This is a genomic window from Acinetobacter sp. BD54 (assembly GCF_044778325.1).
Lineage (GTDB): Bacteria > Pseudomonadota > Gammaproteobacteria > Pseudomonadales > Moraxellaceae > Acinetobacter > Acinetobacter baumannii.
In genome coordinates this window covers 112377-128120 of sequence record NZ_JANJEP010000002.1, presented here as the reverse complement: position 1 = coordinate 128120, position 15744 = coordinate 112377, and the positions used below count along the sequence as shown (strand labels likewise).

At 37.2% G+C, this 15744-nt stretch carries 14 protein-coding genes; 7 read left to right on the top strand and 7 right to left on the bottom strand.

The genetic code is table 11. From position 1 onward, the window contains the following. Together NQ782_RS03395 and NQ782_RS03390 are read left to right on the top strand one after the other, a co-directional pair. Entirely contained in the window at positions 1–1023 is a 1023-nt protein-coding gene (locus NQ782_RS03395) for a D-cysteine desulfhydrase (RefSeq protein WP_000926997.1), read from the top strand. A 1-nt stretch (position 1024) separates the two neighbouring features. Beyond that, positions 1025–1750, top strand: coding sequence for an aspartate/glutamate racemase family protein (locus NQ782_RS03390; RefSeq protein WP_002072458.1), 726 nt, complete (start codon positions 1025–1027; stop codon positions 1748–1750). 161 nt (positions 1751–1911) lie between these two features. On the opposite strand, the gene NQ782_RS03385 is transcribed toward NQ782_RS03390, so the two are convergent. From NQ782_RS03385 to NQ782_RS03355, 7 genes are all read right to left on the bottom strand, one after another. Then, entirely contained in the window at positions 1912–3216 is a 1305-nt protein-coding gene (locus NQ782_RS03385; protein WP_057093262.1) for an MFS transporter, read from the bottom strand. A gap of 264 nt (positions 3217–3480) precedes the next feature. Next, positions 3481–4041: a TetR/AcrR family transcriptional regulator gene (locus NQ782_RS03380; RefSeq protein WP_199983536.1), complete on the bottom strand. Its 561-nt coding sequence runs from the start codon at positions 4039–4041 to the stop codon at positions 3481–3483. Between the two features lie 640 nt (positions 4042–4681). After that, positions 4682–5371, bottom strand: coding sequence for a hypothetical protein (locus NQ782_RS03375; protein WP_000157170.1), 690 nt, complete (start codon positions 5369–5371; stop codon positions 4682–4684). A gap of 198 nt (positions 5372–5569) precedes the next feature. After that, positions 5570–5917 carry a CorA family divalent cation transporter gene (locus NQ782_RS03370; RefSeq protein WP_265733181.1) on the bottom strand — a complete coding sequence of 116 codons (348 nt, stop codon included), beginning with the start codon at positions 5915–5917 and terminating at the stop codon, positions 5570–5572. Positions 5918–6207: 290 nt separating this feature from the next. Continuing rightward, complete coding sequence (locus NQ782_RS03365) at positions 6208–7140, bottom strand: lauroyl acyltransferase (protein ID WP_000165398.1); 933 nt, start codon at positions 7138–7140, stop codon at positions 6208–6210. Positions 7141–7270: 130 nt separating this feature from the next. Next, on the bottom strand, positions 7271–8620 hold the full coding sequence (locus tag NQ782_RS03360) for an EAL domain-containing protein (RefSeq protein ID WP_079745754.1): 1350 nt from the start codon (positions 8618–8620) through the stop codon (positions 7271–7273). Between the two features lie 506 nt (positions 8621–9126). Beyond that, entirely contained in the window at positions 9127–9987 is an 861-nt protein-coding gene (locus NQ782_RS03355) for a DMT family transporter (RefSeq protein WP_000972450.1), read from the bottom strand. Between the two features lie 119 nt (positions 9988–10106). Here NQ782_RS03355 and NQ782_RS03350 point away from each other — a divergent pair, with 119 nt between their 5' ends. The 5 genes from NQ782_RS03350 (at position 10107) to NQ782_RS03330 (ending at position 15609) form a co-directional block, all read left to right on the top strand. Then, the gene (locus tag NQ782_RS03350; RefSeq protein ID WP_001290075.1) at positions 10107–10574 is read left to right on the top strand and encodes an Lrp/AsnC family transcriptional regulator; all 468 of its coding nucleotides are present in this window, start codon (positions 10107–10109) and stop codon (positions 10572–10574) included. A 274-nt stretch (positions 10575–10848) separates the two neighbouring features. Beyond that, entirely contained in the window at positions 10849–13494 is a 2646-nt protein-coding gene (gene mutS / locus NQ782_RS03345; protein ID WP_001083263.1) for a DNA mismatch repair protein MutS, read from the top strand. Positions 13495–13558: 64 nt separating this feature from the next. Further along, on the top strand, positions 13559–14089 hold the full coding sequence (locus NQ782_RS03340; RefSeq protein ID WP_086230955.1) for a GNAT family N-acetyltransferase: 531 nt from the start codon (positions 13559–13561) through the stop codon (positions 14087–14089). 344 nt (positions 14090–14433) lie between these two features. Continuing rightward, positions 14434–14757 (top strand): ferredoxin FdxA, encoded by a 324-nt coding sequence (gene fdxA, locus NQ782_RS03335; protein ID WP_000144889.1) that lies wholly within the window; start codon positions 14434–14436, stop codon positions 14755–14757. 129 nt (positions 14758–14886) lie between these two features. Next, a complete protein-coding gene (locus NQ782_RS03330; protein ID WP_001986294.1) occupies positions 14887–15609 on the top strand; it encodes a D-Ala-D-Ala carboxypeptidase family metallohydrolase in 723 nt (240 codons plus the stop codon). Positions 15610–15744 lie beyond the last annotated feature (135 nt).

The window sequence follows — 15744 nt, the reverse complement described above, 5'->3', positions numbered from 1 at the left end:
ATGTTATTAAGTCATTTGCCGCGCGTTCAACTGGTTCATGCGCCTACTCCTCTAGAGTTTTTACCTAACTTAACTAAAGCGTTAAATGGTCCGCAGATTTACATCAAACGAGACGATGCTACAGGGTTAGCTACAGGTGGCAATAAAACCCGAAAATTAGAATTTTTAATTGGTGATGCACTTGCAAAAGGTGCCACACATGTACTCACTCAAGGTGCAACTCAATCTAACCATGTTCGCCAAACGATTGCAGCAGCCAATAAATTTGGCCTAAAGGCATCTGTTTTACTCGAACAACGCGTTAGTGATGGTACAGAGGAATATTACAATAACGGCAACTTATTGCTCGATGAGATTCTAGGCGCAACATCAATTGAAGTTGTTCCGGGTGGCACAGACATGGCGGCGGCTTTAGAAGCCAAAGCAAAAGAATTAGAACTACAAGGTGAGCGTCCGTACATTATCCCGGGCGGTGGCTCAAACGCTATTGGTGCTTTAGGTTATGTCTCAACAGCAATTGAATTAATTAACCAACTTAACCAGATTCAACTCGCACCAACTTATCTTGTACATGCAACAGGTAGTACGGGTACTCAAGCTGGCCTTTTAGCAGGTATTGCGGCAACTCACTCAAACTTACCAGTCTTGGGTATTAGTGTTCGTGCTGAAAAATCTAAACAAGAAGAAAATGTTTATAAACTTACTCGCGCAACATTAGAACATCTTGGTTTAAACGCAGATCTTATTGCTCGTGAAAAAGTGATTGCAAATAGTGACTATGTTGGCGATGGCTACGGTATTCCAACTGATAGCATGGTTGAAGCAGTTGAACTTCTGGCTCGAACTGAAGGTATTTTGCTTGACCCTGTTTACTCAGGTAAAGGTTTTGCGGGCTTAGTTGATCTCATTCGTCAGGGCCATTTCACTAAAGATGACAAAGTGATTTTCCTTCATACAGGCGGTGCCGTAGGCTTATTCGGTTATCGTAAAACCTTCTCTAGCAAAGATGCATACCGTTTATAAGATGACAGAATTTTCACAACTCCCCACTCTTGGAATTTTGGGTGGCATGGGACCGGGCGCTGCTGTTGATTTTCAACAGCGTCTGCTCGATACAAGCCCTGCCACTAAAGATCAGGAACATATTCCAACAATCGTTTGGAATCACGGCGGTATTCCTGACCGACAACTTGCACTTAAAAACCTAGGTGAAAGTCCTTTAAATGCCATGTTACATGGACTAAAAATTTTAGAGCGTAGCGGTGTTTCTAAAATCGCAATTCCGTGTAATACCGCACACTTTTGGCATTCTGACTTACAGCAACACACCCATATTCAAATCTTAAATATGGTTGAAATTACGGTGCAACAGATTTTAAAGAATTATCAATCTGGTGATAAAGTCGGAATATTGGCAACCAAAGGTGCCCTTTCTACTCAGTTGTATCAAATTGAGTTAAGCAAACATAGCATCCCTTTTATTATTAATTCAGATGAAGAAATTGAACAGGAATTTATGCCAGCTGTTTATGCTGTAAAACGCAACGAAACGGCAAAAGCGGGTATCGTTTTTCAAGAGTTAAGCCAAAGACTCATAGATAAAGGTGCGGGTTCGATTATTTTAGCCTGTACAGAAATTCCCATTGGGTTACATGCAATCCAGTCTCCAATTTTAGATGTGAGCTTTGATACCACACAAATTTTGGCAGATGCTTGTGTAAATTGGTTTTATCGAAATACACAGCTCTAAAATGATGTTCTTCAAATCTAAAAGCTAAATAATTGGCCGAAACCAAACTTGGTATCGAGTTAAATAATCCATGAATAGCTTGTGACCAACTCTCTTTAGCTACTCACCGATCATAATTACGGTCTATATGTGCACTATGTAAATTCTATATTTAGACCGTATTATGACCGATACTTGGCCTGAATCATCAGCATGATAATGACGAATAGCGAAGGTATGGCAGCAATCACAAATAAATGGGTAATGACCAGAAATTGAGAGAGATAACCGCCAAATAACGGCCCAATGACAGAACCCAAACGAGCAATTCCAATACTCCAGCCCACCCCTGTAGTACGAAGTGAAACTGGGTAATAACTGGCCGACAAAGCATTAATGGCAGGTTGCCCACCAACAATGGCAAAGCCGGCAATAAAAATGATAATAAACAATAAAACGATATGACTAACAGAATAGCCAATTAAAGCAACACTAATTACTGCAACCAAAAAAACAGGAATTAATACTTTATAAAATCCTGTCTTATCAATTTTAAGGCCCATCACCACACTACCAATCGTACCGCCTAATTGTAGAGTGGAGCCGATCAACAATGCCTGATTTAATGAAAGCCCTGACTCTTTGGCCAAAGTCGGTAGCCAATTTGCCAGAAAATATAAACTGATCATATTTAAAATACTGATGATCCAGATGGAATAGGTAAAAAACGCACGCTGATTTTTAAATAACTCAAGCGGTGACTTTTTAACCTGAACCTCAGTATTATTGATGATTTTTATCTCTGAATTGAATGTTAATGCTGGATAAAACTTCTTTAACCAAAACAAAATTTTGGAGCTATTTTTGCTATTTTCACTCAAAAAATATAAAGATTCTGGCAACTTAAAGAATGTGATAAAGAAAATAATTAAAGGTATAATACCGCCAAAATAAAAAATCGCCTGCCATCCTCCCCAAGGAACTAGTAAGGCTGATATTCCGCCCCCCAACATCGCTCCTACCGTATAGCCACAAGAAATGACCATCATGGTAAAAATACGAGATTGATATGGAACAATTTCGGAGCTATAAGCCATCACATTTGGCATGATACCGCCTAAAAAAATTCCTGTAACAAAACGGATTACGGTCAATTGCTCAATATTGCCTACATGTGGTGTCAACAGCATTAATATGGAGAATATAAAGGTCGAGATCAGTAGTATCGGACGGCGACCAAAACGATCAGAAAGTGAACTTAATAAAAATGATCCAACAAACAAACCAAACAAACTTGCACTAAACACAACTCCCAACATCGATTTTTGAACACCCCATTCTTCTATAATCAGTGGGGCTGCGTAAGCCATGGACTGAATGTCATACCCATCCATAATCATTAGTAATAAGCAGGTAACCAAAATAAACTTTTGATAAGGTCCAACTTTCTGCTGATTGATCAAATCACTTAATACAATTTCTTTCATGGTATTCCTTTCTCCATGACTCGCTTTAAATTAATTCCATTTTAATTATGATATACGTAATCTATTTACGATTAGCGTAAAAATAAAATAGCAATATTATCGCTACAAAGTCAAAAATATTAATTTTTATAATATAAACAGTATATTAGATAGAATTATTTAATCTAACCCGAGTAATGAGCTCACCTCATCGTATGGTGTATATGGTCTGCTCATCTAATAAAAATCAAGCAAACCATACATCCTTTTATTTAAATAACTCATTTACCTCAAACAAGTTGGCTTAAAAAAATACTCCACCACCACATCCCTTTCACCCAAACTATTTGTACTTAAAAACTCAAACATCAAGCCATCTATTAAGTTTAAAACCATATTGGCATCGGGTTTTAACGCACGTATTTCTAAACTAAAAATCAGTTCAAAAATTTCACGAGTCAGCCATTTTCTATACTCTATTGCCATACGGTAAGCCTGCTGGTAAGCCACTTTAATTTCAAAAAAGGCTTTAAGTAGCAAGTGATACAGACTGTTAGAGTTAACATGTAAAACTACTATTTCCTTGAGCTTATCGGTTGGCGTGCAATAACGGCTTGAATAGATAATCGCAAGCACGTCTTCTTTAAGTAGACTTTTTTGGAAAGCTATACACATTTCAATAAGTCGTTCTTTTGAGTGAAAATAGTTATACAAGGTGGCTTTCGGTATTTCTGATTCTTTGACAATCAGGTCTACGCCTGTTGTATGGAATCCATATGTGGTAAACAAACGAATAGCGGTACGAATAATGTGTAATTTTTTAGAAGAGGTTTCTAAATTTGGCATAGTTTTACCGTTATAAATTCTTGTTGTATGTAAAGAGATAGAAATGCCGTCACTCTTAAAATGAGTGCTAAATACAGGCATGCAAAAGCCGCACAAGTGGTGTGCTCGCCTATCTCGAGTTTTGTTGTTGATATGATTTTTTAATCGTAACGATTCTTAAGGTGTAGAAAACCTAGAGCCGTTTTAAAGACTGTTCCGGCGGTATAAATAGAGAAAATTTGGCAAAGGCCAATAAATAAGAAATAGTACGCATGTGCGAACTCCTTTGGGTAAGAAAGAAGTTTCGCCACATCACTGCTAAATGATTATGGTGGCGAAACGAAAAGGGGTTAGCAGACTGATTTACCCAAAAATCAGCACATCCGAAGATGTCCCCCTCCCGTTCCGCCGCAGAGGGGGCACGTAGGGATGCCCACAAAAAAGAGAGACTTTTTCGTGTGCTTTGGGTAAATACGGCCTGCTAAAACCGACTGGCAATGTGGCCAGCAGGCAAAGGATAGTGCTCTGCCCTATTACAGTCAAGCACACAAAATGACATTTGTTTTAAAATAGATCATTAAAAAGTAAGGATAAATAATTAAAATTTATTGTTAATTTGGGATTTATATAAAAATCCTTTTCATTTGAAAATTATTTATAATTATTTTTTAGAAGTTCTGAATTTTGGGTTTGAAGTTTTTTCTAAAACAACCACTTTACCTGTACCTAACCCGCGAAAAAAATAATTAATGATATATAAGAATAACAAGCCAAAATAAAAAATCGGGAAAATACTAAAGACAGTTGTTACTATTTCCCAAAACATCACTCCGACTCTGTAATTATAACTAAATGCTATAAGTCCACCTCTACGTCTAGGTCTTTGCTGAGTAATATCATCCTCAATAAAGTGAATAATTCCCATGACAAAACACCCAGCAAAGGTACTTGAGACTAAAGTCTTTTTAACTAGAGGCTTTTCTAACCAACGGTATTTTTTTGAAGATTCAAATTCGGCTTTGAAAAAGAATTTATAGATTTCCTCTTGATAAGCTTTATTAATTCCATATTTTCTAATAAAAAAATAGCATATAACACAACCAACAATAAACATGACTATGGTTATATAAAGGCTGTAAAGAATCGTAAAAAACGGTAATGGCCCTTTCGTACCAATAGTCACATGCATAATTTGTGTGATGTATTGATATATTTCGTACTGCCATTCGTTTTTAGGATAAGTAGGAAATACAAATAAAGGAATAATAAAAAGAATAGAACATATAGCTATACTCCCTTTGTTCTCTTTAATTTTCCGTGGCAGCGTAGAAAGAAAGTTTTTAGAGGCCATATCTATATTTTACAATTTGGAATCATTTGTTTAGCTTTATAAAACTCATCAAAAGCTTTTTATAATATTTATAAAAAGCCATGCATTTTATTTAATAGCTTGCGAGCAAACTTTACTTTATGTTTTAAATGAAATCAAAAAGAATTAATAGAAGGAAATATACACTCATCTTTTTAAAATACTTTTTATTGTGCCCTTTTATATTCGGAAAGAGCACATTCTGGATATAGAATAGCGTAACCAACCTTTGTATTTAATATATGCTAAAGGTATTATCTCTGCTGCTAAAGTAAATATCATACAATATAAAAAACCGTGCTCCCAAGATAATTCAGGCATTACAGCAAAGTCCATCCCATAAAATGTACCTACCAATGTTAGTGATAAAAACACAGCAGTAATAATAGTAAAGACCTTAACAATTTGGTTTTGTTTAATATTCATCATATTCGTGACAGCATTCTGAAGATATCTAACTTTTTCATACTCAAATGACGCGTATTTCTTAACTTCCACAACGTCACAAGCTAGTTTAGATACTAAAATCTGCGGTTCTACAAAATCACTATCAAATGATGGTGGTAGAACGAAGGCGGGTTGACAGACCAGTCATCTAGAAACCGGCACGCACAAGGCGTCCCATCTCCGTCCTACCGCTACGAAGGTTAGTAGCCAAGCCCCATACAGTCAAGCACACAAAATGACATTTGTTTTAAATTAGATCATTAAAAACTAAGGATAAGTAATTAAAAATTATTGTTCATTTAGGATTTATAAAGTCTCGGTTTAAAGGCCTTTAAATCTCTCAGTTGACTGTATAAAAAGGCATAACAAAATCAGTAAAACTTCGCTTCACCAGCAGGACGAGTTTTAAACCTTCTATGAAACCACATGTATTGTGTTGGGGCGATCCGAATCTGGTTTTCAATAATTTTATTGACGCGTTCAGCATCATTCACTTCGCATTCGCTAGGAAAATTTTCAAGTTTAGGTTCTACCAGTACATTGTATTGAGGATCTCGAATATCCCCGCTTCTGTAAAAATATAAAGGTATTGCAACAGCGTTTGAAATATCCATGAGTCTTCGATGTGCCGTGACTGTTGCTGCTTGTATTCCAAAGAATGAAGCCATGACACCTTGCTTTAAACCAAAGTCCTGATCAGGGCTATACCAGATTGCATGACCATTTTTGAGTTTTTCAATTAAGCTACGCATGTTGTCTTTTGCAATCTGGTTTTTATAAACCCTAGCGCGACTACGATGAATGAGGAAATCCATGAAAGGATTATTTTGAGGTCTATACACCACATCCATATCGAAGAATAGTGTACATGCAGCACCTCCGGCATCGAGTAATGTGCTATGCGTGCCTAACAGCAGAATGCCCCGATCCCGATTGTCATTTAGATGTTCCAAGCCTTCTATATGAACTCTTTTTTTAAACCATGCAGGACAATACCAAGCATTTAAGGCTTCAAATATACCAATCATCGTATCGGTAAAAACCGACTTAGCCTTGGCTTCAATTTGCTCAGGTGTTTTTTCCGGAAAACATGCACCTAAATTTCTTAAAGTCGTTTTCCTTCTAGAACCCAATAGTGTCCAAGCAATTTTTGAAAACAGTTTTGCTAAGCGCCACTGGATTGCCCAAGGCAAATACGCAAGAAACATTAGAATAAAAGCTGTGAACCAGATACCCCAATATTTTAATGATAGAAAGGAAAATTGAAATTGCCCTGATTGATACTGCGCTTCAGGTTTCGTCATATTGTAAATATCTAGAGGTATAGAAATTCATCCTAACACACTCGCACTCTACATACGTTTATAAAGTGTGTCTTAATATTAGGCTCAATCTAGCAAACTACTGCTAAACAGTACTGGTGAGTGCTCCGATTTATTCTTTATCGGTCTTGATGGGCAATTGCTTGATAAAGTCATTTAAAGACATTGGGCAGCCCCATAAATAGCCCTGAAACTCGGTACAACCATTACTTTTAAAAGCACTAAACTGTTCAGCCGTTTCTATTCCTTCTACCAACACGCGAAGGTTTAAATCTAGGCCAATTTTAATTATACCCGTCACTAATTTATTGCTGCGTTTATCATCTAAAGCTGCCTGTACAAAGCTGCGATCAATTTTAATTTGTTTAATTGGCATTTTTTGTAAATAGCTTAAGGATGAATACCCTGTACCAAAGTCATCAAGTGAAAGCTGAATACCATGCTTAGACAAGAAGTGCATTTTTTCAATCATGCTCGCACAATTATTTAAAGCAATATTTTCAGTGATTTCTAATATAAGCCGCGATGGATTGATGTCATACCGCTGAACCAGACCAATCACAGTGTGCTCAAAGTTAGATTGCATAAAATGATCAGCACTAATATTGATTGAAAGCGTAAGATCTTTAGTCTCTTCTTTTTTACTCCAGTCTTGTAAAACTTTGCAGGCTTGGGCCAATACCCACTCGCCGATCTCTGGCATTAACCCAAAAGTTGCCGCTGCCGGAATAAACTCTTTTGTTGGAATATACCCTAAAACCGGATGATGCCATCTTAACAAGGCTTCCGCACCAATCAGTTTTTCTGACGAATTAACTTGGGGCTGATAAAAAAGCTCAAATTGTTGCTTAGTGAGTGCCAAACGTAGATTATGCTCCATACTGCTTTCTATTTGTATTTCTAATTGCATGGTATAAATTGAAATACAAATCATAAGAGTAGCGACACAAGTGGCTATCCACCCACCATGATCACGAATATCTTCTGATAAAGGTATGGCACTATCGAGAGTAAAAGAGCTACCACTAAAAAATATAAAGCAGCCAATCGACAGTAAAATTAAAACAATTTGTAAGAAGCTTGGCTCTCTACGGTAATTCAAATATCCCAATATCGCTCCGGCAGGTAAAAACAAATGGGCCACTCGAGGGCGATCAGGCGTAGCAACATCGAAAAATAAGCAAAAAACCACTGGAAACACCAGCAGAACCGCTTGTGATAAAAGTATCCCTGCCGAAATACGGTTTATATAAATAAGAAAAAAGCTAAATATGGAAATTAGTGTGAAACAGATATCCATATAAACAATCACCCACATTTGGGCAAATGCAAAATATATAGTCCAAAACAAGCAAAAAATAATACAAATAAAGATATTTGCTTTGGCTGCAATTGTAAGCTGCTGGTCCTTTAGGGAGCGGTAATTTTTCTTGTGTTTTTTAAAGTAAGACGAAGTTATCATAAATAAACCAACCGTAAATATTTCTTTAAAGGACCCCAGCCAGCTTGGTCATTGATACTCCATTTCAATATTTACCAATAAAACGTAATCGTTTCTCCCATTGTGATTTGTACTTATTATTTTGAGATCAAGTTTCAACCATCTTAATGGTATAACCCAATTAGGTCACTTGAACGATACTGCTTTTTAAACACTCTATAATTTTAAAGTATCATGACTTAACGATACATGCCTATGACTCTCAGGTACAGCCTTTAAGTGCAGAAAAATTAGTGAATTACAATTTTTGCATTAAATATTTTTATTATTTAGATTCATCAATAGGAACATTTAAAATAATGCACATGTGTGCTTAATTATGCTGCTAATGACCAAGTTGTGAGCTTTGTTGTTCTGAGGTTGGAGCTAAAAGCTAAAGAAGCCATGAGATACCCATCTCATATTTTTGATCGGTCTATCTCATGTTTACCAGAAATATTTATTTTTAATAATATAGAAGTCTCAGCTTATACCTTATTACGTTTATAAGAAAAATAAGAGCAACCTGCACACGATGCCATAATAATTGTTATGCCTAGAACCTGAAAACTATTTAATCGTTCATCTAAAATCAGCCATCCAGCCAAAGCGCTCACTGCGGGTGATGCACTTAGTAAAATCCCAAAAACTCGAGGATGCAGTTTTTTCATGGCAATCATATCTAATATAAATGGAATAGCACTTGCTAGCATCGCCATAAGTAAACATGTAAAAAGAATCTTATAACTATCAAAAATATGGATAATGTGAGATGCACCTAAAGGTGTTGCAAATAAAGCCGCTATAAACATTCCGGTCGCAACAGAGCTACCACCACCTTGTGCAACTTTTGAGCCATAAATCACATACAGCCCCCAACCCACTGCGGCTAATAAAGCATACGTCATGCCAATAAAACTAAAGTTATTATTTGCATTGCCCATAGGTAGAAGAAGCAAACCAATAATAGATAATCCACCCCAAAAATAATCTAATTTATTTTTAGACATTAAAATAGCAACCGTAAGTGGTCCTAACACTTCGATGGAAATCGCAATCCCAACAGACATGTAAGAAAATGCTTTATAAACCAAAGTATTCATTAAAGTGAGGATTGATCCATAAATAATTAGATTTTTCCAATTGGTCTGTTTATTCCACTGCCGCCATGGTTTAAAGACTACCCATAAGAAACAGGCCGATAAGGCAAGTCGAGTTAAGGTGACTCCTTCAGCAGTAAGAATTGGAAAAAGGACTTTCGCTATTGCTGCACCGATCTGTACAGAAACTAAAGATAAAAATGCGGCTGCAAATGCCATACCTTGTTTGGAGTTTGTCTCAATCATAATCTTTACTATTGGGGGGAATGATTGAAATTTTAATTCTCTATAATCTATATATTTCTTCTATTTTTCACGGTAAAACGATTAAATAACTCTATATTTAAAGCTTAATGAGAGATTTACTCATGTCAGAGATTTCTTTAGATAATTTTGATTATGCGATCTTAAGAATACTGCAAAAAGACAATAAAACTTCCCATCGAGAAATTTCTGAAAAAATCGGTCTATCCGCTGCATCTGTACAAAGGCGTATAACTCGGATGGAAGAAAAGGAAATTATTTTAAAAAATTGCGCTATCTTAAATCCCCTCAAATTTGGTGAAAAAATTACTTCCATTATTGAGGTCCGCCTTAGCGAAGATCGTTCAGTAGTTATGGACAGAGCGAAGCTATACTTTGCTTCTGTTGAAGAAATTCAACAGTGCTACTTCGTGAATGGAGGAGTCTCATTTATAATTATCATGCTGAGCAATAACTTATCTCATTTTGAAAGTTTAGTTAGAAAACATTTCGCTGATAATGAGGATGTAAAAACTTATAGAACACTCATTGTTTTAGATCGCGTAAAAGTAAACTTTGAGTTGAATATTTAAATTTTTCAATCCTTGACCTAAAAGGCCCAATCGCTCTATTTTTATGTCTTGCTACATTCAACCTCTATTTCAATGCTTGATCACTTTTTTTCGTTAACTCAAATTTGTTACCATTGCACCACTGGAATGGTCTGAAGTCACTTTATACTAGGGATGCTGATTCTAAAGTTCATCCAGTTGTTGTACTTTTCTTGAATTACATTCATTTTTAAAGACTTGAAATTGGTTAATAAACCAAAAGTAGATTTTTCGTTTTTTTAAGGGTTTATTACGCATGAATAGCGCTGAAATCATGGCTGATCTCTCCAACCACACTCCAATGATGCAGCAATATCTCAAAGTCAAAAAAGACTATCAACATGCGTTGCTGTTTTATCGTATGGGCGACTTTTATGAACTGTTCTTTGAAGACGCGCATTTAGCAGCCAAACTTTTAGGTATTACCTTAACCCATCGGGGTAAAGCAAACGGCAACCCGATTCCAATGGCAGGTGTTCCCTACCATTCGGCCGAAGGTTATTTGGCGCGTTTAGTAAAAGCCGGCCGAACTGTAGCTATTTGTGAGCAAGTCGGTGAAGTTACTGGCAAAGGCCCGGTTGAACGCAAAGTTGTTCGTATTCTTACACCGGGTACTTTAACCGACGACGCACTACTTACAAGTTATCAATCGTCTAACCTTGTTGCGCTATGTATCCATCAAAACCAGATCGGTTTTGCTTTACTCGACTTAAGTGCGGGTATTTTTAAAGTTCAACAACAAGACTACAAACCGGAACAACTTCCAATCGAACTGGCTCGCCTCATGCCAAGTGAAATTTTGATTGATGAAGATCTGGTTGACCCAAATATTATCGAACAAATTAAAAAGCATTTAGATTGCCCTGTAACCAAGCGCCCAAATGTCGATTTTAATTTAAACAATGCGCAAAAAACCTTATGTGACCAGTTCTCTGTATCAACACTCTCTGGTTTCGGACTAGACCCGTTACCTTTGGCTAAAGCCGCCGCGGCAGCACTTATTCACTATGCCAAAGAAACTCAAAAAACGGCGTTACCTCATATCCGTTCAATTCTTTTAGAACAAAGTACTGACTTTATTGCGCTCGACCCAATCACGCGCCGTAACTTGGAAATTATTGAACCTTTGTTTGAGCACGGAACTTCTTTATTTCAACTTGTGAACGATTGCCAAACCGCAATGGGTGGACGTTTACTTAGCCGCACACTCATGCAGCCTGTTCGTGATACAGCATTACTTGACGCACGTTTAGATGCGATTGAGCAATTGATTCAAGGCTACCATGAAAGCCCTGTTCGTCTGGTACTTAAAGAAATTGGGGATATTGAACGTGTGCTTAGTCGTGTGGCGCTGGGTAGTGCGCGACCACGTGATTTAGTTCAACTTCGTCATGCTTGCGCGCAAATTCCATTTTTACGAAATGCTTTAGCACCTGTTGTACAAGCAAAGAAATCTAAGTTATTAGGACAGCTCGATCAGGAATTGGGTGACTTTAAATCGCTTCATCAACATTTAATGGCTGCAATTGTTGAAAATCCGCCTGTATTACTTCGTGATGGCAATGTAATTGCAGAAGGTTATGATGCTGAACTTGATGAATTACGCCAAATTCGTGATCATGCAGGTCAATTCCTCATTGATTTAGAAATAAAAGAGCGTGAACGTACTGGTATTAGCACTTTAAAAATCGGTTATAACCGTGTGAGTGGTTACTACATTGAGCTGACTCGTGCTCAAGCCGAGCAAGCCCCGGCCGACTATATCCGCCGTCAGACATTAAAGAATGCCGAGCGCTACATTACGCCTGAACTAAAAAGTTTTGAAGATAAAGTTTTATCAAGTGAGTCGCGTGCATTAGCTCGTGAAAAAGCATTATTTGAAGCTTTACTTGAAAACCTTCGTGAAAATATTGCTCATCTACAAATGATGAGCTCAGCAATCGCGCAAATTGATGTAATTGCAAACTTTGCTCATCAAGCGCGTTTAAACAACTGGGCACGCCCTGAATTTACACCAGAAACAGGTATTAAGATTCAAGGTGGCCGTCATCCTGTAGTTGAAGCGTTAAGTAAAGCGCCATTTACACCAAATGATACTTTCCTTGATGTGCAGCACCGTATGGCAATTATTACCGGTCCAAACATGGGCGGTAAGTCTACCTTTATGCGCCAAACAGCATTAATTAGTTTGCTTGCTTACTGCGGTAGTTATGTCCCGGCACGAGCTGCCAAACTTGGCCCAATCGACCGTATTTTTACCCGTATTGGTTCAGCCGACGACTTATCGACAGGCAAATCGACCTTTATGGTTGAGATGACTGAAACTTCACAAATCTTGCACCATGCAACGAATCAATCGCTCGTGTTAATGGATGAAGTTGGTCGCGGAACCAGTACCTATGATGGTCTTTCTTTAGCGTGGGCTTGTGTGGTTGATTTAACCAAACGCGTTAAATGTCTTTGCTTGTTCGCGACCCACTATTTCGAATTAACAGAGTTGGGTAGCGAACCTGGTATTGATAACTACCATGTCACTGCTCAAGAGTTAAATGGTAATCTCATTTTATTGCATAAAGTCCAACAAGGACCAGCGAGCCAAAGTCATGGTTTACAAGTTGCAAAATTAGCCGGTATTCCAGCTAATGTGATTAAAGAAGCTCAGAAGCGTTTACGTATTTTAGAGAAGCAACAACAGCAGCATTTACAAACTAGTGTTCAAAGTGATTTGTTTGCAACTTTAGATTCAGAAGTTACCCCAAGCACTCAAGTCATAGAGAAAGTGATAGAAGTTGAAGTCTCTTCACCTGCCCTCGATTTACTTAAGCAAATCGAAGTAGACAACCTGACTCCTCGTCAGGCACTTGAACAGCTTTATGAGCTAAAAGCAGCGCTTAATTCATAATCACTCATTGAGCAAACATGTGTATAGGCATGTTTGCTCTTACTTTAAGGAGAATAAAATTTCTATTTTCTTAAGGCCATTACAATACACAGAGATCGATTTAATTTGGCAACATATTAATCGTCGTGAACTGATTACCCAACTCTACTTACAAAAACAAGAACACTTAGAATTAACAGATTGTTTTTATGATGTTAAACATTGGGATGCTTATCATTTAGAAAATGATCCGCCCAAATTAAAAGAACTTTATGAACAAGGGGCTTTATTTATCGGTGCTTTTGATGCGTCTGAACAGTTGGCTGGCATTAGTGTAGTCTCGAATCAGACTGTTACTGATTATCCTAATGCAAAATTACTGCAATATTTTTACGTCGATGCCGATCAACAAGGCAAAGGTATTGGTGCAAAGCTGATGCAAGCGGCAAAAGAATCGGCCAAGCAATTGGAAGCCCATCAACTTTATATTTCAGCCACTCCAAGTAAGCGTACAGTAGATTTCTATATAAAGCATGGCGCGGTCGTATTAAAGCACCCAGATCGTCAATTATGGGAACTTGAACCAGAAGACATCCATTTACTTTGTACACTTTAAGCTCATTACTTAAAGATTTTTTGTATATCAATTCAGCATAGAGGCAAAATTTAAAAGTAAATGTTGTAGTTGAGGTGTCTGCCTAAACAGATACCTTGACCCAAATGACATTAAAACTCATGTCAAAAAAATTATTTAAGCTATTGTTTTATAAAACTTATTATTATCCTGATTTTATAATTTAGCTCTTATTTAAGCTGAAACATTCTTTTGAATATCAATGTATTAACTTATCTTCATATGTATAAATAAACAATATCAATAAAAGCAATTGTTTGTTTACCCCTTTTTTGCCTAAAATAAGCTATTCGAAATGAAACCATATTTTTTAGGTAGCTGTCGCCATGACCTTTGTTGTCACTGAAAATTGTATTAAATGTAAATACCAAGATTGCGTAGAAGTTTGTCCTGTAGACTGTTTTTACGAAGGTCCGAATTTCCTAGTGATTAATCCGGATGAATGTATTGACTGTGCATTGTGTGAACCAGAATGCCCTGCAAATGCAATTTTCTCTGAAGATGAGCTACCAGAAGGTCAAGAAGTATTTATTGAATTAAATGCTGAACTTTCTCAAAAGTGGCCTAACATTACCCAAATTGGTGAACAGCCTGCTGACCGTGAAGAATGGAACGGCAAACCAGATAAGTTACAGTATCTAGAAAAATAATTTCAAAAAGATCAGCAACCGCTGATCTTTTTTATACCCTATTCAAACATTTCATTGCAAATTCCTCGTAATTTGTGCACTGTTTTGCATTAAAATAGGCGCAATATTTATAAGCTTTTGATTTTTCTTATGCGGAAGTTTTTGCAGAGCATGCTGCCCCTATGCATAATCCCTGCGATTATGGTGGGTTGCGCCAGCTCTCCTCAACACACAACAACAGGCAAAACCTCTCCAAGCGGTAAGCGCATCTTTATTCCTCAAGAGCGCGTTATTATCGAACGTCCAATTCCACCTAAAGTTGAACCTGCTTCCTATCGCGCTTGGTTAAATACAGGCGATCATTATGAACGTGTACGCGAATATGAAAAATTTCTGGCGCGTCATGATGTGGCAGGTATCGTACCAAGTTTTGAATTATTAAGATCCGCTCGTGATTGGCAGAAGTGTGGCCGTTCAGAGTATGCGGTACCTAACCGTGAGCTTTGGAATAATTCTTTATCGACCTTACGTGTCTTTAAATATCTAATTGCTGCAAAAGTTTTAACCGACTTTGAGGTAACTTCGGTTTATCGAGACTTACCTTTAAATGAATGTGCAGGCGGCGCAAGTTCTTCTAAGCATTTATTTAACTCTGCCATTGATTTTCGTATTGGACCAGAAGTTCCACAGCCCCAAGACTATGCTTTTATTGAAAATACGAAGTTTAAATTGTGTCAGTTCTGGGCTCAGCACGGCCAAAGTTTAAATTTAGGTATTGGTTTATATAGTTCAGGACAAATCCATATTGATACTCAAGGCTATCGTACTTGGGGACCTGACTTAACCCGCAATACGTCAATGTGTAATTTCTAAAATATAAATCCCCTTATGCGCTTCAGTTTAAGGGGATTTGCTCATTCTATAATCAACCAAAATTTCTTGAATCGAAGATTTTTGCACTCTAGTCATAAACGTTTAAAATACGCCTATCAACATACAGGTAAATTT